Source organism: Rhizobium sp. BK098, from assembly GCF_014193155.1.
Lineage (GTDB): Bacteria > Pseudomonadota > Alphaproteobacteria > Rhizobiales > Rhizobiaceae > Rhizobium.
This window is the reverse complement of the sequence record NZ_JACHYY010000001.1, coordinates 748,783-767,621: the sequence shown is the minus strand read 5'-3', so window position 1 is coordinate 767,621 and position 18,839 is coordinate 748,783. Positions and strand designations below refer to the sequence as shown.

The 18,839-nt window shown below is 59.9% G+C and carries 19 protein-coding genes; 13 read left to right on the top strand and 6 right to left on the bottom strand.

Annotation, left to right across the window (positions count from 1 at the left end):
- Nucleotides 1-19 precede the first annotated feature (19 nt).
- Nucleotides 20-394 carry a DUF971 domain-containing protein gene (locus FHT73_RS03730; protein ID WP_112334830.1) on the bottom strand — a complete coding sequence of 125 codons (375 nt, stop codon included), beginning with the start codon at nucleotides 392-394 and terminating at the stop codon, nucleotides 20-22.
- Between the two features lie 133 nt (nucleotides 395-527).
- Between FHT73_RS03730 and moaA the strand changes: the two genes are divergently transcribed.
- The gene (gene moaA / locus FHT73_RS03725) at nucleotides 528-1,577 is read left to right on the top strand and encodes a GTP 3',8-cyclase MoaA (protein ID WP_183709900.1); all 1,050 of its coding nucleotides are present in this window, start codon (nucleotides 528-530) and stop codon (nucleotides 1,575-1,577) included.
- A gap of 21 nt (nucleotides 1,578-1,598) precedes the next feature.
- A complete protein-coding gene (locus FHT73_RS03720) occupies nucleotides 1,599-2,351 on the top strand; it encodes an MBL fold metallo-hydrolase (protein ID WP_183709898.1) in 753 nt (250 codons plus the stop codon).
- Nucleotides 2,352-2,455: 104 nt separating this feature from the next.
- Here the strand turns inward: FHT73_RS03720 and FHT73_RS03715 are convergent, their stop codons facing one another.
- A complete protein-coding gene (locus tag FHT73_RS03715; RefSeq protein WP_183709896.1) occupies nucleotides 2,456-5,005 on the bottom strand; it encodes a methyl-accepting chemotaxis protein in 2,550 nt (849 codons plus the stop codon).
- Between the two features lie 356 nt (nucleotides 5,006-5,361).
- Here FHT73_RS03715 and FHT73_RS03710 point away from each other — a divergent pair, with 356 nt between their 5' ends.
- The 3 genes from FHT73_RS03710 to mobB are packed head-to-tail and all read left to right on the top strand — an operon-like array spanning nucleotide 5,362 to nucleotide 7,461.
- Complete coding sequence (locus tag FHT73_RS03710) at nucleotides 5,362-6,273, top strand: DMT family transporter (RefSeq protein WP_183709895.1); 912 nt, start codon at nucleotides 5,362-5,364, stop codon at nucleotides 6,271-6,273.
- 10 nt (nucleotides 6,274-6,283) lie between these two features.
- Complete coding sequence (gene mobA, locus FHT73_RS03705; RefSeq protein ID WP_183709893.1) at nucleotides 6,284-6,934, top strand: molybdenum cofactor guanylyltransferase MobA; 651 nt, start codon at nucleotides 6,284-6,286, stop codon at nucleotides 6,932-6,934.
- Complete coding sequence (gene mobB / locus FHT73_RS03700; RefSeq protein WP_183709891.1) at nucleotides 6,931-7,461, top strand: molybdopterin-guanine dinucleotide biosynthesis protein B; 531 nt, start codon at nucleotides 6,931-6,933, stop codon at nucleotides 7,459-7,461. The genes mobA and mobB overlap by 4 nt, the downstream gene beginning before the upstream one ends.
- 53 nt (nucleotides 7,462-7,514) lie before the next feature.
- On the opposite strand, the gene FHT73_RS03695 is transcribed toward mobB, so the two are convergent.
- On the bottom strand, nucleotides 7,515-10,031 hold the full coding sequence (locus FHT73_RS03695) for an OmpA family protein (RefSeq protein ID WP_183709889.1): 2,517 nt from the start codon (nucleotides 10,029-10,031) through the stop codon (nucleotides 7,515-7,517).
- 368 nt (nucleotides 10,032-10,399) lie between these two features.
- Here FHT73_RS03695 and FHT73_RS03690 point away from each other — a divergent pair, with 368 nt between their 5' ends.
- The 8 genes from FHT73_RS03690 to FHT73_RS03655 all read left to right on the top strand — a co-directional run bounded on the left by FHT73_RS03690 (nucleotide 10,400) and on the right by FHT73_RS03655 (nucleotide 15,951).
- Nucleotides 10,400-11,182, top strand: a complete 783-nt coding sequence (locus FHT73_RS03690; protein ID WP_015340138.1) for a lysine/arginine/ornithine ABC transporter substrate-binding protein — start codon at nucleotides 10,400-10,402, stop codon at nucleotides 11,180-11,182.
- A gap of 118 nt (nucleotides 11,183-11,300) precedes the next feature.
- On the top strand, nucleotides 11,301-12,104 hold the full coding sequence (locus tag FHT73_RS03685) for an ABC transporter permease (protein ID WP_095435085.1): 804 nt from the start codon (nucleotides 11,301-11,303) through the stop codon (nucleotides 12,102-12,104).
- Nucleotides 12,101-12,931: an ABC transporter permease gene (locus FHT73_RS03680; protein ID WP_112334674.1), complete on the top strand. Its 831-nt coding sequence runs from the start codon at nucleotides 12,101-12,103 to the stop codon at nucleotides 12,929-12,931. Before FHT73_RS03685 ends, FHT73_RS03680 begins: the two co-directional genes overlap by 4 nt.
- Nucleotides 12,932-13,116: 185 nt before the next feature.
- Nucleotides 13,117-13,383, top strand: coding sequence for an aspartate-semialdehyde dehydrogenase (locus FHT73_RS03675; RefSeq protein WP_183709887.1), 267 nt, complete (start codon nucleotides 13,117-13,119; stop codon nucleotides 13,381-13,383).
- A gap of 111 nt (nucleotides 13,384-13,494) precedes the next feature.
- Nucleotides 13,495-14,319 carry a methyltransferase domain-containing protein gene (locus tag FHT73_RS03670; RefSeq protein ID WP_183709885.1) on the top strand — a complete coding sequence of 275 codons (825 nt, stop codon included), beginning with the start codon at nucleotides 13,495-13,497 and terminating at the stop codon, nucleotides 14,317-14,319.
- A gap of 129 nt (nucleotides 14,320-14,448) precedes the next feature.
- On the top strand, nucleotides 14,449-15,141 hold the full coding sequence (locus FHT73_RS03665; protein WP_112606283.1) for a glutathione S-transferase family protein: 693 nt from the start codon (nucleotides 14,449-14,451) through the stop codon (nucleotides 15,139-15,141).
- Nucleotides 15,134-15,478 (top strand): metalloregulator ArsR/SmtB family transcription factor, encoded by a 345-nt coding sequence (locus tag FHT73_RS03660; protein ID WP_183709883.1) that lies wholly within the window; start codon nucleotides 15,134-15,136, stop codon nucleotides 15,476-15,478. The genes FHT73_RS03665 and FHT73_RS03660 overlap by 8 nt, the downstream gene beginning before the upstream one ends.
- Nucleotides 15,475-15,951: an SRPBCC family protein gene (locus FHT73_RS03655; protein ID WP_183709881.1), complete on the top strand. Its 477-nt coding sequence runs from the start codon at nucleotides 15,475-15,477 to the stop codon at nucleotides 15,949-15,951. The genes FHT73_RS03660 and FHT73_RS03655 overlap by 4 nt, the downstream gene beginning before the upstream one ends.
- Here the strand turns inward: FHT73_RS03655 and FHT73_RS03650 are convergent.
- From FHT73_RS03650 to ssuD, 3 genes are read right to left on the bottom strand one after another with little or no spacing between them, the layout of a single operon-like run.
- Nucleotides 15,948-16,748 carry an ATP-binding cassette domain-containing protein gene (locus FHT73_RS03650; protein ID WP_183709879.1) on the bottom strand — a complete coding sequence of 267 codons (801 nt, stop codon included), beginning with the start codon at nucleotides 16,746-16,748 and terminating at the stop codon, nucleotides 15,948-15,950. The two genes, FHT73_RS03655 and FHT73_RS03650, sit on opposite strands and share 4 nt — an antisense overlap.
- 10 nt (nucleotides 16,749-16,758) lie before the next feature.
- Nucleotides 16,759-17,595, bottom strand: coding sequence for an aliphatic sulfonate ABC transporter permease SsuC (gene ssuC / locus FHT73_RS03645; protein WP_183709877.1), 837 nt, complete (start codon nucleotides 17,593-17,595; stop codon nucleotides 16,759-16,761).
- 23 nt (nucleotides 17,596-17,618) lie between these two features.
- Nucleotides 17,619-18,794, bottom strand: a complete 1,176-nt coding sequence (gene ssuD / locus FHT73_RS03640; RefSeq protein ID WP_183709875.1) for an FMNH2-dependent alkanesulfonate monooxygenase — start codon at nucleotides 18,792-18,794, stop codon at nucleotides 17,619-17,621.
- Nucleotides 18,795-18,839 lie beyond the last annotated feature (45 nt).

Below are 18,839 nucleotides of genomic sequence, written 5' to 3'. Positions count from 1 at the left end.
TGTCCGTTACTGGAGTTTGCTAATGCGGCTTTCCAACCGGGTCGCGGCTGAGACCCTTTTCCTTCAACTCAGCCTCATAGGCCGCAAAAAGCTCCTGGCCCTTTTCTCCAAGCTCGCGCAGATAGGACCATGTGAAAATGCCCGTGTCGTGCATGTCGTCGAACCCAATGCGAACGGCATAGTTGCCGGTCGGCGTCATCGACATGATGCCGACATTGCGCTTGCCCGGTACGGTAACCTTCTGTCCCGGTCCGTGTCCCTGGACCTCTGCGGAGGGAGACAGCACCCGCAGCATCTCTGCCGGCAAGTCGAAGCTCGCGCCGTTATCGAACGTCACCATGAGGTGACGGCGATCCTTCGAGACCCGTAATTCGGTCGGCCAAACGTCACTCATCGATTTTCCCATGCCTTTCAATGTATTTTCGAGAATTATGCCGCTACACGTTCACACGCAAGCATAATTGAAAGGCATTTTCCTTGACGCAACAATCGCCTATGCACACATTAGCAGTGTGATGGAGATTTGAGTGAATAGCATTGTCGGTACGATAGGCGGCGCCTCGCCGCTGGCAGCGGATAGAAGCCCGATGATTGATCCTTTCGGGCGCTCGGTCACCTATTTGCGCGTTTCCGTCACCGACCGCTGCGATTTCCGCTGCACCTATTGCATGGCCGAGCACATGACCTTCCTGCCCAAGAAGGATCTTTTGACGCTCGAAGAACTCGACCGGCTCTGTTCCGCCTTCATCGCCAAGGGCGTGCGCAAAATCAGGCTCACCGGCGGCGAACCTCTGGTGCGCAAGAACATCATGTTTCTGGTCCGCAAGCTCGGTGAGAGCGTGAAAAATGGCGCGCTTGACGAATTGACCCTGACGACAAACGGCTCGCAGCTTGCCCGCCATGCCGAGGAGCTTTACGATAGCGGCGTCCGGCGCATCAACGTGTCGCTCGATACACTGGATCCCGATAAATTCCGCACGATCACCCGCTGGGGAGATTTCTCCAAGGTGATGGAAGGCATCGACGCAGCGCAGAAAGCCGGTCTGAAGATCAAGCTCAATGCCGTCGCGCTCAAAGGCTTCAACGATACCGAAATTCCCGACCTGCTACGGTTCGCGCATGGTCGCGGCATGGACCTGACCGTCATCGAGACCATGCCCATGGGCGAGATCGACGAAGACCGCACCGACCAGTATCTCCCGCTCTCCCAGTTGCGCACCGATCTCGAGGGTCAGTTCACGCTGACGGATATTCCCTACCAGACGGGCGGCCCTGCCCGTTACGTCCAAGTCGCCGAAACCGGCGGTCGCCTCGGCTTCATCACGCCTATGACCCATAATTTCTGCGAGTGCTGCAATCGCGTAAGGCTCACCTGCACGGGCACGCTGTATATGTGCCTCGGGCAAAACGACGCGGCCGACCTGCGCACGGCGTTGCGTGCAAGCGAGGATGACGCCCTGCTCCATGCAGCGATAGACGAAGCCATCACCCGCAAGCCGAAGGGTCATGATTTCATCATCGACCGCACGCACAACCGTCCGGCAGTCGGTCGCCACATGAGCGTCACCGGCGGCTAAATCCCACCGAGAACATCAAATATGCAGCTTGAGCTTATTCGCAATGCGACGCTGAAGGTCACCTATGGCGGCCATATTCTGCTGATCGACCCTTACTTTGCACCGCGCCACAGTCTCCCGTCCTTCACCGGCCGCTCTCTTAATCCGATGACGGAACTGCCGCGTTCGATCGACGACATTCTCCAGGGCGTCGAGCTGGTGATCGTATCGCATCTGCATACCGATCATTTCGATGCCGTGGCGAAGGAGCGCGTGCCGAAAACACTGCCGATCCTTTGCCAACCCGGTGATGAAGGACGTATCCGCGACGCTGGCTTCACAAACGTCACGCCGCTCACGCAATCGACCGTTTGGCAAGGGCTGACAATCACGCCGCGGCAGGGCAGCCACGGCGTTGGGCCGGTCGTGGAAAAAATGGGGCCGGTCATCGGCCTCACGCTGGAGGCCGATGGCGAACCCACCGTCTATTGGGCTGGAGATACCGTGCTCTACCCTCCGGTCGCCGAAACGATCCGCGAATTCTCCCCCGAGATCATCGTCACCCATTCCTGCGGCGCCCGTTGGGATGGCGACCTGATCGTCATGGACGACAAACAGACGCTCGAAGTCAGCCGCCTCGCCCCGCAAGCGACTATTGTCGCAGCTCATATGGAAGCACTCGATCACGCGACCGTCACGCGCCAGGATCTTCGCCAAACCGCAGAGGCAGGCGGTCTCGATCCCTCGCGGCTGCTCATTCCCGCCGATGGCGAGACGCTCCATCTCGGTCGGTAATTCATTCGCAATTCATTCAATCGCGATAGCAAGCTTCAATCGAAAAGCGCCGGACATTGGTCCGGCGCTTTTCGATTCATGATGGTCTTTCTATCGATGCAGCCTTACGCAGCGCGGTAACGTGCATCCGCACTGCCATAGCTCGCATGCTCCGCCTCGCCATCGCCAGTGCGGAAGCGATCGATCTTTTCCGAAAGCATATCCACGCGCTGGCGCAGGCCGTGGATCTCCGCATTGTTCTCCTCGACCATCGCCGCGTTCCGCTGCGTGATCAGCTCGACTTCGGAAACCGCGCGGGTGACTTCCTCGATACCGGTCGACTGCTCTGTCGTAGCAGAGGAAATATCGGCAACGAGCCTCTGAACGCCGGTGACGTGGTTGATGATCTCGGTCAGGGCCGCGCCGGTCTGCTCGACCAGATGAACGCCGTTCCGCACCTGGGTGGAGCTTGCGGAAATCAAGCCCTTGATCTCCTTCGCCGCATTGGCACACCGTTGCGCAAGTTCACGCACCTCCTGAGCGACAACAGCAAAGCCGCGACCGGCCTCACCGGCACGGGCTGCCTCGACACCGGCATTCAGAGCCAGGAGGTTAGTCTGGAAGGCGATCTCGTCGATGACCCCGATGATAGTGGCGATCTTCTCCGACGAACGGTTGATCTCGCTCATGGCGCCCACAGCCTTGGCGACGACTTCGCCCGATTGGGTCGCATAGGCCTGCGTCTCGTTGACGGAGGTCGCCGTTTGCCGTGCACGATCGGCGGTCGAGCGCACAACGTCGCTGAGGCGATGCAGCGCCCGCGAACTTTCCTCGAGGGCGGCAGCCTGCTGCTCGGTGCGCCGAGCGAGGTCGTCGGCCGACATGGCAAGATTGCCAGTGCCGCCCTTGATCTCCTCGGCCGTGTAGCGAACGTCCGTCAGGGTCTCACGCAGCGCCTCGACCGCGTGATTGTAAGTGAAGGCCATTTCCACGAAGTCAGCCGAAAGATCCTCGCGCATGCCTTCTTCAAGATTGCCGTCGGCAAGCTTGGCGAGAACGTCGGCCAGCGCATTGAGTGCCTGCTTCTGCTCGGCTTCGATGCGGGCGCGCTCGGCAGCGCGACGGGCAGCCTCTTCCGCAGAGAGCGCACGGGCGCTTTCGGCTTCCCGCTCCAGCCGGACATTTTCAAGCGCGGCATCGCGGAAGACGCTGACGGAGCGTACCATGTCGCCGATCTCATCGCCGCGATTGCGGCCGTCGATCGCGACTTCCAGGTCGCCGCTTGCAAGGCGCGTCATCACGTCGGCAACGCGCTTCAGCGGACCGCGCAGGGTTTCCACGAGCATAAGGCCGCCGATGATGGCAAGCAGCGTGCCGACGATCATGGCGATGACCGAGACGTTGGCCGAACGCTCGCTATCTTCCTTGCCAAGTTCCTGTGCCTGGGCAACGAAGCCACGCAGCGAGGTCATCGCATCGGCGAGCAAGGTGTTGGACTGAACACGCGTCGTCTTCCAGTCGGCTGCCGTCTGCAGCAGATCGGCCGATCCATTGGTCAAGCCCTCGATCAGCGGCTTCATGTGAGCCGCAAAATCACGCATGGTGGCGTTAGTCGGGCCGAGCTCCGAAATCCTTGCAGCAATGCTCTGCAGATCCTTGAGATCCGCAAGAACCGGTTCGCGTGAGGCTGCATCGCGAACGTTTTCCATGCGCGAGGCATGCAATATCAGGCGGTCGACGAGACTAAGCGCCTGATCGACGTGATCCAGAAGCTCCTTCTGGCCGTCGATGATCTTGTCCAGGCTGACGAAGCGATCGGCAGCGGTATCGCTGTTCTTGGCCGACTGCAGGGTCATGTCGCCTTCGATCTTCACAAAGCTCTGCAAGATCGGCCCCATCGCCTCGACCTTCTGGTCCGGCGTGCCGGAGCTCTTCAATACCGCATCGAGCTTGTCGGCCGCATCGGAGGCATTGGCGACGAGGCTGGCGCCGCGCTTGGAAACCAGTGCCTTCGAAATCGTCACCTGCTTCAGGATAGCGTCCGCATAGGTACGCGCGTCCGAAATCTCCTCGGTGGAATCGGCCGCCATTTGCACTTGGATGCGCAGATTGCTCATCTTCTCCGAGAGGCCCTTATAGGCCGCAGCATCGTAGAGCAGTTCCTTGGCGAAAGTTTCCTTGTCGCTGAAATCCTTGCGGATGATGTCTATCTGCTTGCCGGCGGCTTTGGCGGTCGCCTCGATATTCTGCACCGCCTTCCGGATAGCTTCGACATCGCTATCCTGCTTCTGCCTGATGGACCAGAGCGTCGCTTCCTGCGTGCGCATCTTGGCGGCAAGCTCGGTGACCGGAATGATCTTGGCGCGCTGATCGTCACTGAGCAGCCCACTTAAGCGACGGACACCCTGTTCCTGCGCGTCGATCTTGGCGGCCAATGTCTGGCGCGTGTCATCGGAAGGTGAACCCGTGAATTCCTGCAGGGCAGCCTGAAGGTTCTCGAAATCGCTGATATTCTCGATCGTGGCGCGCGTCACGGTCATATGACCGTTCAGAATATTGGCCGTGTGATAGCCCACCAGGCCGACGCCGGCGATCAGAACCACCAGAGGCACCACGAAAATAAGGACTTTGGTGACAATCCTGCGGCCTTGCAAAAGACGATCAATGAAAAACATACGGCGCCTCAACTGGATTATTAAAAATCTCCAGCGAAGGCGGGATCGTCATTCCTGCTGCGCTGCGGTAGGTGCTTCTGCCTCATGCAAAACCGCTGTGAGCCTCTGGAAATAAGATTGAATAAGCATTAATCGCCTGCCTAAAAGCCTCTGCAATGGCAAAAAAACTGCAACCGCTGTCTCATTCCGCGACCGCAGCGCGAAAAATAACGTCAATGAATGACAAATATCTCGCAATGCACAATCGAATTTGACTGCCGCTCAAACGAATTCAACTTCGACCGAAACACAGCCGATTCCAATTTGCTGAAAACGGCGCTAATCCAGATGGGTATATTGGGGGACTCATCTTTCTCATGCGACTGACCAAGAATACGCAGGGCGCGCTCTTCATGGCGGCCTCCATGGCCGGCTTCTCCTGCAGCGATGCGCTGTCCAAGACCGTCATCGCCACGATGAATGCAGGCGAGATCATCTTCATCCGCGGCTTGTTCACGAGTTTTTTTGTGTATCTGCTTGCCCGTCGAATGGGCGCCCTGCGCAATTGGCGCGTCATCCTGCAGCCGATGATTGCGCTGCGCATCGCCTGCGAAGCTCTGGCGGCAGCGACCTACATCACCGCCCTCGGAATGATGCCCATCGCCAATGCCTCCGCTATCCAGCAGGCTGTTCCGCTTGCCGTGACGCTTGGCGCGATGATCTTCTTGAAGGAGCCAGTGGGATGGAGGCGATGGACGGCGATTGCCGTCGGCTTCGTCGGCGTGCTGATCATCATCAGGCCCGGCCGTGACGGGTTCACGACGGCCGCCCTCCTTGCTATCGCCTGCATGTTTGCAACCGCCGCCCGCGATCTGGCGACACGCTGCATAGACAAGGACGTGCCGTCGTTGATGGTCACGCTCTGCACCGCAATTTCCATATCCATATTCGGAGCATTGTGCATCATCCCCTTCGGCGGCTGGCAGCCGGCCAGCACGACGTCGCTCCTGCAGATCCTGCTGGCCTCCGTTCTGGTGCTGATCGGCTACCAGGGCGTCATATTGGCCATGCGCTCGGGCGAAATCTCTTTCGTCGCGCCGTTCCGTTATCTCAGTCTCATCTGGTCGGCTCTGCTCGGATTGATCGCCTTCGGCGAAGTGCCGGACGGATGGTCTGTCTTCGGCGCAGCCATTGTCATCGCCTCCGGTATCTATACTTTCTATCGCGAAAGCAGACGGCGGGCGGCCGAGCCTGTCGCGCAGGAATCAGAACCCCGCGTTCCCGCCTGAGGTCGCAATCATGTCCGACTTCATCGCCACTCCCGAAGATATTCCCGTCGTTCTGCTTGCCGGCGGCCGTTCCAGCCGCATGGGCGCCAACAAGGCCTTTGCAATGCTCGCCGGCGAAAGCCTGATCGCTCGTATCGCGTCGAAGATCGGGCAACGGCAGCTCAAACCGATCGCACTGAATGCCGATGCCGATTGGCCTAACGCCATGGGGATGCGGCTCATTCCGGATAGAATTCCCGGTAAATTAGGGCCGCTTGCAGGTGTGCTCGCTGCTTTGCAGGACGCGCAGTTACATCACCCTGAGGCCTCGCACATCGCCACCATCCCCATCGACACCCCGTTCTTTCCTTCCGATCTTGTCGCGCGCCTTGCCCATGTCATTCACGGCCCCGATGAGATTGCCATTGCCGCATCACTCGGTCAGGATCATCCTGTTTTCGGTCTCTGGCCCGTCTCCGCCACCGCCGATCTGGAACTATGGATCTCCTCCGACGACAAACGGCGCGTCAGGGATTTCCTCGCTCGACATAAAGTGCAGCGGGTGGAATTCGCCGCGGTCGAAACGGCAATCGGGCCTCTCGATCCCTTCTTCAACATCAATACGCCAGCCGATCTCGCCGAAGCGGAGACATGGCTGGCAGCTTTGGAAGACATGCCATGACGAAATCTCGGCCCAAAATCTTCGGCATCGCCGGCTGGAAGAATTCCGGCAAGACAGGGCTTGCGGTGAGGCTGGTCACGGAGTTCACCCAGCGCGGCTATCGCATCTCGACCATCAAGCATGCGCATCATGATTTCGATATAGACAAGGTGGGCGCCGACAGCTTTCGTCATCGCGAGGCCGGCGCGCATGAAGTCACCATCGTCTCCGGCACGCGCTATGCCATCATGCACGAATTGCGCGGCGCGCCCGAACCGAGCTTCGAAGAAATACTGACGCGTCTCGCTCCCTGCGACCTCGTCTTGATCGAGGGTTACAAGCGCGAACCCATCCCGAAAATCGAGGCGCGCCGACTGGAAGCGGTTAAGCGCGAACCGCTCGCCCCGCAGGACCGTCACATCGTCGCCATCGCCGCCGACCACCCTGTTGAAGACGCCGGTTCTCTTGCCGTTTTCAACCTCGACGATACGGTCGCAATTGCCGATTTCATCGCTGCAAAGGTCGGCCTCGAGGGCCCGTCGAAATGAGAAGGGCCGCCGGTTTCCCGGCGGCCCTTACTATCAAGCTATAAGCTGATCCCTTAGCGGTTCGATGCCACCGGACGCACCAGCGGCGTGATGCGGCGAATGGTGACGCGGCGGTTTTCCTGCGACGGGCCGAGCGTATTCACCTTGAGATACTGCTCGCCGTAGCCCTGGGTGACCAGGTTTTCGGCAGGAATGCCGTAGACATCCGTCAGCACGTTGGCGACCGATTCCGCGCGTTGGTCCGACAGGATCAGATTGCTTTGGGCCGAACCCACCGCATCCGTATGGCCCTCGATCAGGAAGGTTTCTGTCGGATCGCGCTTGATGATCTTCAACATGCCATCGGCGACACCGCGAAGGGTGCTCGCCTGCGACATCGGAATCTCGGCGCTGCCGGTCGCGAAGGTGATAGTATCGAGGTCGATACGGCGGATCTTGTCGCGGATACGAGCCGAATAACGGACTTCATTGACCGAATAGATGCGCTCGACCGGCTCGACCGGCGGCTCCCGCAGAAAGTCGTAATAGTCGGCATTGCGGTTCGATGCCGTATCGATGATGTACTGGCTCAACGGAATGAGCAGGCGCATCGGCGGCAGATCTTCACCCGGATCGCGGTAGTAGTCGTCATTGTCAGGACGACTTTCCAGTTCCGGCGAGTAGAACAGCACATATTCGCGGCCGCTTGCATCGATGCGCGAGCGCTGGATGATGTCGCCGTAGCGGTTGCGGATCGTGATGACGCGATCGCCGTCGGGCTGATCGATCGTCTCGCGGTAGCGGTCACGCGGCAGTTGTTCGTAGACCGGCCGCTCACCGCCTCGAATGAAGCGCTCGCTATCATCGTGACGAACGACATAGGTGTTGTCGACGTTGACGATGGTCCGGTTGTCCTGATTGATGATGGTCTGCACCGTCGTTCCCTGTGGCGCGGCGAAGTCCGGCCGGCGGTCGATGCGACGACCCTGCTCGCTGGTTACGGCTTCCATCTTGACCGGAGGTTGCGGTTGGCCGCCGGCTGCCGCGCGCTGGGCCTCAGCATCGGAGGTCGGCGGCTTGGTGTAAGCCGGTGGCGGCTGCTGGGCCGGGGCGGTCTGGGCCTGCCCGCTCTGCGAAGCCTGACCCGCCTGTCCGCGACCACCCTGGGCGCCTGGGGCAGCGGGATTCTGCCCATTGTTTAGATGCTCACCACGACGAACCGCATCCTTCTGGCTGTCCAGAACCGCGCTTCCGTTTTCGACGGGCAGGATAACGGGACCATTGGCGGAGGCGGGATTCTCCGCGATCTTCTTACGGCGCTCCAGTTCCTGCGGCGAGACCTGCTCGGCGGGAGGCAGCTGGATTTCGCCAGCCTGCTGGCCATTGCCGTTGGCGGCGGGAGCCGCTGCACCAGCTTGAGCCGGCGTCGCGGCGCCATTGGCCGGTTGCTGCTTCCCAGGCTGCGGCGTTGCCGGGTTGCCAGCCTGTGCTGGCTGTCCTTGCGGCGTGCCCTGCTGGGCCGGCTGCTGCGGATTGGCGGCGGGCTGCTCGCCTTGTTGCTGGTTCTGCGGCTGTTTGCCGTGGGTCTTGTCCCCACCCTGCTTCTGCCCCTGCTCAGCGCCAGGGGTCGCAGGCGTTCCGGGCTGTGCCTGCGTCTGAGGCTGCGTTCCCGGCTGTACCTTATGTCCCTGAGCAGGTTCACCGGCCGGTGCCGGCTGCTGCTCGGTGGGCTGCTTTGCCGGAGCCTCGGTCTGACCTTGCAGCTTGGGTTGAGCGTTCTGTTCGGGCTGCGCCTGCTTTCCAGGCTGGGCCCCCTGATTCGGCTGTTCGCCCGCGACGGGAGCCTGCTTTTCGCCCGGAGCCGGCTGCTGCGCCTTCGAACCAGGCTTGACCTTCGGCTCCGGCTTGGCCTCCGGCTGCGCTTCCGTAGCAGGCTGCTGCTCTACCTTCGGCTGCGGCGCTTCGGCCGGCTGCTGCTTTTGCGGCTTCGGTTGCTCTTGCTCCACAGGCTGCTTGGCTTCGGGCTGCTTGACCTTCGGCTTCGGCTGCGGTGCTTCCGGCTCTGCCTGGGGAGCGACAGCCTTAGGCTGCGGTTTGGCTTCGGGCTGTGCCTGAGGCTCTTCGGCGGGTTGCTGACGTTGCTTCTTCGGAGGCTCAGGCGGCGCCTCTGCGGCCGGCTGCTGCTTCTGCGGCTTCGGCTGCCCCTGCTCCGCGGGCTGCTGATGCTCGGCCTTCGGCGGCTGCGCTTCCGGCTGTTGCTGCTTCGGCGCCTTCTGCTGCGGCTCACCCTCGGGCTCAGCCTGCTTCATCTGGTGCTGCTGCTCGCCACCACCCTGATGCTTCTGGCCCTCCCCGCCTTCGGCAGGCTTCTTGTGCTTGAGCTGCTCTTCATCGGGCTGAGCTGCCGGCGCCTCCTGCTGCGCCACCTCGAAACTTGTATCTGCGGCGGTCGCGGCTGCGCCGGCGATGCCGTTGTTCAGCGGTACGATTGGCTGTTCACGAAGGGCCGCGGCTGCTACCGGCTCGAAGGCGAGCGATAGCGAAAGCAGCGGAAACGCGGCGCTGGCAAATAGTCTGGATCGCTTTCCCATAGGGGTCTCCTCTTATGATCTTTGTCCGCCGAATTGCGAATCTGAGCGGCAAGGCGATTGCCTCAGGAACCCGGCCAATTTTCGGTTCTCATGAGGCTGAATCGCGGCAAGCCGCTATATGTTCCCGCACTATTAGGTTGCCGTAATTAACCCTGCCTGAACGCAATGGATGGCTTACATTCAGATTTGCCTGTGTAGCGCGTGCATTACGGCGGCATTGCGCAAAGGCAGATTGCCTTTGTAATTCCAGTTGCATTTTCCCAAAAAAAAGTACGAATATCGCCGCGAGGCGGGCCACCAGCCCGCTCCACTCGAGCCGTCTGCCAAAAACAATAATGGGCTGCCGGCCACCAACAGAGAGGGTCAATATGCGCATCTCCACTCGTCTTATTGCCGCCGCGTCCTTCGCCGCAATGTCGCTCGTCGCCGGCGCGGCGCTTGCCGATGGCGACACGATCGTCTTCGGCACGGACGCGACCTACCCGCCTTTCGAATCGCTTGACGCCGGCGGCAAGTTCACCGGCTTCGATATCGATATAACCAATGCGCTTTGCGATCACATGAAGGTCAAGTGCACCTTCGTGAACCAGGATTTCGACGGCATCATTCCCGCCCTGCAGGCCAAGAAGTTCGACGCGATCATCTCGTCCATGTCGATCACGCCCGAGCGCGAGAAGATCGTCGACTTCACCAACAAGATTTACAACACGCCGCCGGCAATCGCCATTCCGAAGGACTCCACTCTCAAGGAAGCGACCGACGAAGCCCTGAAGGGCAAGACGATCGGCGCACAGTCCTCCACGACGCATGCCAACTATGCGTCCGCCCACCTGAAGGATGCCGAGCTCAAGCTCTATCCGTCGGCTGACGAATACAAGCTCGACCTCAGCAACGGCCGTATCGATGCAGCCATCGACGACGTCGTCGTGCTGTCCGAATGGGTGAAGTCCGATGCAGGCAATTGCTGCAAGATGCTCGGCACGCTGAAAAGCGACCCGGTCATCAACGGCGTCGGTGCAGGCATCGCCATCCGCAAGGGCGATGCGGCCCTCAAGGACAAGCTGAACGCCGCGATCGCTGCGATCCGCGCTGACGGCACCTACAAGAAGATCCAGGACAAGTATTTCGATTTCGACGTCTACGGCGATTGATCGCCCGTCGATTCCCTGGGAAAAGACGACGGCGGAAGCTTGCCCTTCCGCCGTTTTTGTTTGACAACGAGATGAATATAAGCAGAAACGCGGCAAAAGCCGCTAGGGGAAATATGGCATGAGCGGATTGTTTTCCGCCCTTGGTTCCTTGTGGACCTGGTTGAGTACGATTTTTGACCCATTGTGTGGTCCGGCCGGACTGTTCACTCTGTTCGGCCAAAATACGATGCTCGCCTGTGGCGACACGGGATGGGGCGACGAGCTAGCCGGTGGCTTGAAGATCACCATCACCGTCTCCGTCCTGACGCTGCCGCTCGGCATCGTCATCGGGTTCTTCGTCGCGCTGGCGCAGCAATCGGAAGAGAAATCGCTGAGGCTCGCCGCTGGCGTCTTCACGACGATTTTCCGTGGCCTGCCGGAGCTGCTGACGCTCTTCATCATCTACTATGGCATGCAGATCCTCTTGCAGTCCGTGCTCGCCAAATTCGGTTATGACGGCCCCGTTGAGATCAACGCCTTCGCGGCCGGCATGGTGGCGCTGGCAATCGTCTTTTCCGCCTATTGCTCGGAAGTCCTCCTCTCTGCCTTCAAAGCCATTCCCAAAGGTCAATATGAGGCAGGCGATGCACTTGGATTTCATCGAGCGCGAACCATGCGGCTTATCATCGTGCCGCAACTGGTGCGTATTTCCCTGCCAAATCTCGGGAACCTCTGGATGAACCTGCTGAAGGATACGTCTTACGTGTCCATCATCGGCCTTGCCGATATCATCAGGCAGACGGGGATTGCCGTTCGCGCCACCAAGGCGCCCTTCACCTTCTATTCCATCGCCTGCCTGTTTTATCTGACACTGGCCGTCATCTCTTCCGTCGGCCTCTTCTATCTCGATCGATGGGCTAAACGCGCGGAGGTCCATCGATGAGCCATGCCGAAGTTCTGATCGCCGCGCAGCCGGCACCGCCGAAGACGGTCACGAAGCTGTCCAAGGCGCGCATCGCCGGTTATTTTTTTCTGACCCTCTGGGCCATTCTCGGTATTTCGCTGCTGGCAATGATTATAAGCGGGTGGGATGTCGACAAGCTCGAAACCTATGGGCCGCGGCTGCTTCACGGTCTCTGGATCACGGTCAAGCTGGTCGCAACATCCTTTATCCTCGGCGCGATTCTCTCGATACCGCTGGCCTTTGCCCGTATGTCGAGCAACAAGATCCTGAGCACGCTGACCTATTGCTATGTCTATCTGTTCCGCGGCACGCCGCTGCTGGCGCAGATTTTCATGGTCTATTACGGTTTCCCGAGCTTTCGCTGGTTCTTCGAGGATATCGGCCTCTGGTGGTTCTTCAAGGACCCCTTCTATTGCGGCGTTTTCGCCATGACGCTGAACACGGCGGCTTATCAGACGGAAATCGTCCGGGGCGCCATTCAGAGCGTACCGAAGGGCCAGCGGGAAGCGGCCAGCGCCCTTGGTATCCATACCTGGATCGCCTTCCGCAAGATCATCATTCCACAAGCGCTCATCGTGGCGCTGCGCCCCTATGGCAACGAGATCATCCTGCTGATCAAGAGTTCGGCAACCGTCTCCATTATTACGGTCTTCGACCTGATGGGCGAAACACGCTACGCCTTCTCGCGGACCTACGACTACCAGATCTATCTCTGGGCTGCGATCTTCTATCTCGTGATTGTCGAACTCATGCGAAACGGCTGGGCGCGGATGGAAGGCGGGCTGACACGGCACCTCAAGCGCTGATCCTGCCAAGGCTGCGCCTGGGCGCAGCCTTGGCAGCACTCCCATGCAGTCGCTGCTAATACATTGATTTCTGTGAATAAATTTCCATCATGACATTTTTGTAAAGCTTGAGTTTACCATCTGTTGTTTCCATATTTGAGTGACCATGAGTCACGAACAAGAATGGGAACGGAAAGAGAAAGCTCATGCATAACGACATGCAAAAGCAGTTGCTGGGTTATGGGTTGACGACGGCGCAGATCTTCTACCGCCTGCCCGATCATCCGCAATTCCTGCAGACCTATATCTGGCAGGATTATGATCTCGCCCCGAACTTCCCGGAAATGCGCGGCTTCCTGAAATTCTGGCAGGAAACGCTGGATGGCCCGCTGCATTCCGTGCGCTATGTCCATCGCAAGCTGATTTCAGCGACCGAATGGCGAGCCGTGAAGGGCGAATTCATCCTGCATTAGCCGCATCGGGTCTTCGGCATCACCAGTGCGCCCGCTGGGCGACACGGCAAGCATTGCAAAAGCCGATCAAGCGCCTTAATGCCTGCGTGACGAATGGAAGGGCTGTCACTCATGGCAAAGAAGAAGATCGACGAAGACGCGCTTGCGGAAGCCTATAACCAGGCATTGGCACTGGAGAAGGCGGGCGATATCGACGCTGCGGTTCAGGCCTATGAGAAGGTGCTGGCTCTCGATCCGGAAGACCATGGTGGAGCAGCCGTGCGCATCGCCTCGATGGGACGCGGCGAGACGCCGGCCAAGGCGCCGGACGCCTATGTCGAAACCCTGTTCGACCAGCATGCCGAGGTTTTCGAGGATGTGCTGGTGGAGCAGCTCGGCTACCACGTCCCGGTTCTCGTGCGCCAGCGCCTGCAGGCTCTCGGCCTCGGTCCCTTCAAGCGTATGCTCGACCTCGGCTGCGGTACTGGCCTCACCGGCGGCACGCTGCGCGATATCGCCGAGGATATCACTGGCATCGACATTTCCGAAAACATGGTCGAAGTCGCCCATGAAAAGGATATTTACGAAACGCTCTTCGTTGCCGAGGTCGAGGATTTTCTCGACGACAATGACGAGGAAGCCTTCGATCTGATCACCGCGACTGATGTCCTGCCCTATCTCGGTGCGCTGGAACCCCTCTTCTTCGGCGCCGCCGAAAACATGACACCGGGCGGCCTCTTCATCTTCTCTTCGGAGACCCTGCCTGAGGCGACCATGGCAGGACGTCCCTATATAGTCGGCCCTCACCAGCGCTTTGCCCATTCCGAAGCCTATGTGCGCGAAAGGCTGACTGCGACCGGCTTCGAACTCGTCGAAATCACCGACATCAACGTCCGTATGGAAGATGGCCAGCCGACCCCGGGTCATCTGGTCATTGCCCGTCGTCTCGCCGATTGAGGCAAAATACATCCCATCGGAAATAGTTATCCATTTGGATAACTATTTCCTTGCGCGGCGACCGGCGAGCTGATACTTAGCCATTCAGATAAGTATCAGCTCGAATCTTGATCTTAGAAAGGTCGCCGCATGTCCCTTATTCTCTACCAGCATCCCCTCGCCTCCTTTTGTCACAAGGTGTTGATGGCGCTCTATGAAAACGGGACGCCGTTCGAAAGCCGCATCATCGATCTCGGCAATGCGGAATCGCGCGCCGCGCTGGTGCGCCTCTGGCCGCTCGCAAAATTTCCGGTGCTTCGCGACGAAGCCCTCGACAGCACCGTTCCCGAGACCAGCATCATCATCGAATATCTCGACCGGCATTATCCCGGCGCAACGCAACTGTTGCCGACCGAACTTTCGGATGCCCTGTGCGTCCGGCTCTGGGATCGCTTTTTCGATCTCTATGTGCAGGAGCCGATGCAAGCGATCGTCGCGGACGCGCGCCGGGCAGAAAGGGACAAGCGCCCGCAAAGCGTCGCCGATGCCGAGACCTTGCTGCGCACGGCTTATGGCATGATCGAAAAGCAGCTGGACGGAAAGATCTGGATCACCGGCGACAGCCTGACCATGGCCGATTGCGCCGCCGCGCCGGCTCTCTTCTATGCTGAAACCCTTGTCCCCTTTGGCGAAGAGCATGATCGGCTGAAGGCATATTATAGACGCCTCGTCGAGCGCCCTTCCTTCGCCCGCGTCCTGCAGGAAGCAATGCCTTATTTCCATATGTACCCTTATAGTGACAAGCTGCCGGCGCAGTTCCGGCCGGAAAAGCCGAATGCTTGAAGAATCGCAGGCGCTCGACCGCATGTTCCAGGCCCTGTCCGATCAAAGCCGCCGCGGCATGATTGACAGGCTCGGGCGTGGACCGGCTTCCGTCACGGAGCTGGCGCAGCCGCTCGACATGGCGCTGCCGACCGTGATGAAACATCTGCAGGTGCTGGAAACGAGCGGACTGGTGCTGTCGGAAAAGGCCGGACGAGTGCGCACCTATCATCTGCGCAAGGAAGCGCTGGCAGCCGTCGAACGCTGGATTGCCGAGCGCAAAGCATCCTGGAACCAGGCCTTCGACCGGCTCGACATATTTCTGGCAGACACATCGACGGAGACGACAGACGAATGAGCATAAGATCGACAGATCATACGACGATCACCATAGAGCGTCATTTCAAAGCACCCCTGCCGAAAGTCTTCAATGCCTGGACAATACCGGAACAGAAGCAGCAATGGTTCGCTTGCCATGGCGATTGGAAGTCGCTGGAGTTCCAGCTCGATTTCCGTGCCGGCGGCAGCGAAAGCAGTCGCGTCGCCTCAACCGAGGGCGTCATTCATGCCTATCAGGCGCGATATATCGACATAGTTCAGAATGAGCGTTTCATCTACGCCTTCGACATGATGCTCGACGACGTCAGAATCTCCGTATCGCTCGCAACGGTCAGCTTCGCCCCCGAGCCCGGCGGCACGAAAATGACCTTCGTCGAACAGGTCGCGTTCCTCGACGGCTACAGCGACAACGGTTCGCGCCTCATGGGCACGGAAATCGGCTTCGATAATCTCAAGCTCTATGTCGAGGGAGACGATAGCAGGCCGAATTAAGCCCGCGCATCACCGAGGATTGCCCCCAGCAGCTGCCCTTCGAGCTCTGCGAGCGCCGGATTGCCGTGACGGCGGGGATGCGGATAGGGAATGTCGAGATCGAGCACGATCCGGCCCTCGTCCAGCACAACAACCCGATCGGCCAGGTGCACGGCTTCACTGACATCGTGCGTCACGAGCACGGCGGTAAAGCCGAGCTCGCGCCAAACGCGGTTCAGCAGCTCCTGCATGCTGATGCGGGTCAAAGCATCCAACGCACCGAGCGGCTCATCAAGCGCGAGGATACCGGGTTTGCTGACGAGCGCACGGGCCAGCGCCACGCGCTGCCTCTGTCCACCGGAAAGGCTGGATGGCCATTCGTCTACCTTCTCGGCAAGCTGTACCTCGGAGAGAACCGAAGCCGTTTCCTTCTTCGATACGTTTTGCGGCACGCCCTCGCCCAGGCCCACCGCAACATTGTCGGCGACGGAAAGCCAGGGCAGCAGCCGCGGCTCCTGAAAGACGATGCGTGTATTGGGCTGTGTGTAACCACCATCGACCGCTTCAAAGCGAAGATGGCCTGCGCTCGGCTCTTCCAGCCCCATCAGGATGCGCAGCAGAGTGCTCTTGCCGCAGCCGCTCTTGCCGATGACGGCGACGAACTGACCAGCGGGAATATCGAGATCGATGCCGCGCAGGACGCGGTTGTTGCCGAAACTCTTCTCAAGACCCTTGATGTGGATAGCCGCAGCACCCGCAACTTGCGGCGTGATATCTGCGGCCTCTGCCCGTGGGCGATCGAGTGTGTTGACGCTCATGGAAAGCTCCTCAATTCCGATAGGCCGGATTCCAGCGCAAAGCCCTGCGCTCGATCGCCCGTGCGACGACATCGGCAAGCTTGCCGAGAATGGCGTAGATGACGAGCGTCAGCACCACGACATCAGTCATGCCGAACTCGCGGGCATTGTTGGCCATGTAGCCAATGCCCGACGATGCCGCGATCGATTCGGCAACGATGAGCGTCAGCCACATGATGCCGAGAGCAAACCGCAAGCCGACGAGAATGGACGGAAGTGCGCCGGGGAAGATGACCTTCCGGAACAGCGTCCAGTTGCTCATGCCGTAGACCCGTCCCATCTCGATCAGCCCGCGATCGACATTGCGCACGCCGTGATAGGTGTTGAGATAGATCGGGAAAAGCACGCCGAGCGCCGTCAGGAACAGCTTGGATTCCTCGCCGATCCCGAACCAGAGAATGACGAGCGGTACCATGGCGAGATGCGGAATGGTTCGCAGCATCTGCAGCGTCGTATCCGTCAGCTGTTCCGACAGCCGCGACACGCCGTTAGCGATGCCAAGCAGAAAGCCGATCGAGCCGCCAACCAACAGGCCGGCAAAGGCGCGGCCGGCGCTGACCAAGATATTGTTTGGGAGTTGGCCCGAAATCGTGGTCTGCCAGAAGGCGACCACGACGGCCGCCGGCGACGGCATGATACGGGTGGAGATCCATCCAAGCGACGAGCCCAGCTGCCATGCCGCGATAACGACAACCGGCAGCAGGAACGGCAGAAACCTCTGGAACGAAATACCTTGCCGCGCGACCCTGGCCTGGCGTGCGCGCCGTTCTGAGGCCACGCGGACGAAGGACGTGTCGAATGCCGACATGGGGATCTCCCTTTGATCTGGCGTTACGAGCCGGAAACGACCTTGAGATTGCCGCCATGACTGCCGCCCGCAAAAATCTGCTTGGCGCCGAATTCGTTACGGAACCCGGCACGCTGCTCGTCACGCTTCAATCCCAGTTCAGGGAACAGAAGCTCTGCGACACGATAAGCTTCCTCCAGATGCGGATAGCCCGAGCCGATTACGGTTTCGATTCCGAGCTCCTGATATTCCCGCAGCCTTGCAGCGACCGTCTTCGGCGATCCCACAAGTGCCGTACCAGCGCCAGCACGGACTAGGCCGACGCCAGCCCAGAGATTCGGCGACACTTCGAGCTTGTCGCGGCGACCGCCATGCAGCGCCGCCATGCGCTTCTGGCCGACGGAGTCGGACTGGTTGACGAATTGCTCCTGCGCTTCGCGGATTGTCTCGTCGTCGAGCTTCGAAATCAGCTTGTCGGCCGCAGCCCATGCCTCTTCGTCCGTCTCGCGAACGATGAAGTGAAGGCGAATGCCGAAGCTGACCTCGCGTCCACGCTTGGCAGCGGCTGCCCGCACCTTTGCAATTTTCTCGCCGACCTGCGCCGGCGGCTCGCCCCAGGTCAGATACTTGTCAACACGGCCAACAGAGAACTCGATGCCGGCATCGGACGATCCGCCGAAGTAGAGCGGCGGGCGCGGTGCCTGCACCGGCGGCAATCCGAGCCGCGCATTCGTCGCCTTGATATATTTGCCTTCGAAGGTGGACGATCCCGTCTCCAACAGCTCCTCCCAGACATGGAAGAATTCATCGGCATGGGCGTAGCGCTCATCGTGTTCCAGATGAATGCCGTCACCGGCGAGCTCTGCCGGGCTGCCGCCAACGACGATGTTGAGCAACACGCGGCCGTTCGAAACGCGATCAAGCGTCGAGGCGAGACGGGCGTAATAGGCGGGCGAGGCCGTACCCGGGCGGATAGCGACCAGAAACTTCAGCTTCTGCGTATGCGCCGAGAGCGCTGCAGCCGTCACGAAGGACTCTTCACAGGAAACGCCGGTCGGCAAAAGCACGCCCGTATAACCCAGCCGATCGACTGCCTGCGCGATCTGCTGGAGATAGCCGATCTCCGGGCCGCGGTTGAGATCGGCCGTACCCAGATAGGTGCCGTCACCGGAGGTCGGGATGAACCAGAGAAAATCGATGGGTTTTGCGGTCGCGGTCATGAAGCTTTCCTGCTTTCTGGATGCGCGTGGTCGGGAGCCACCTCC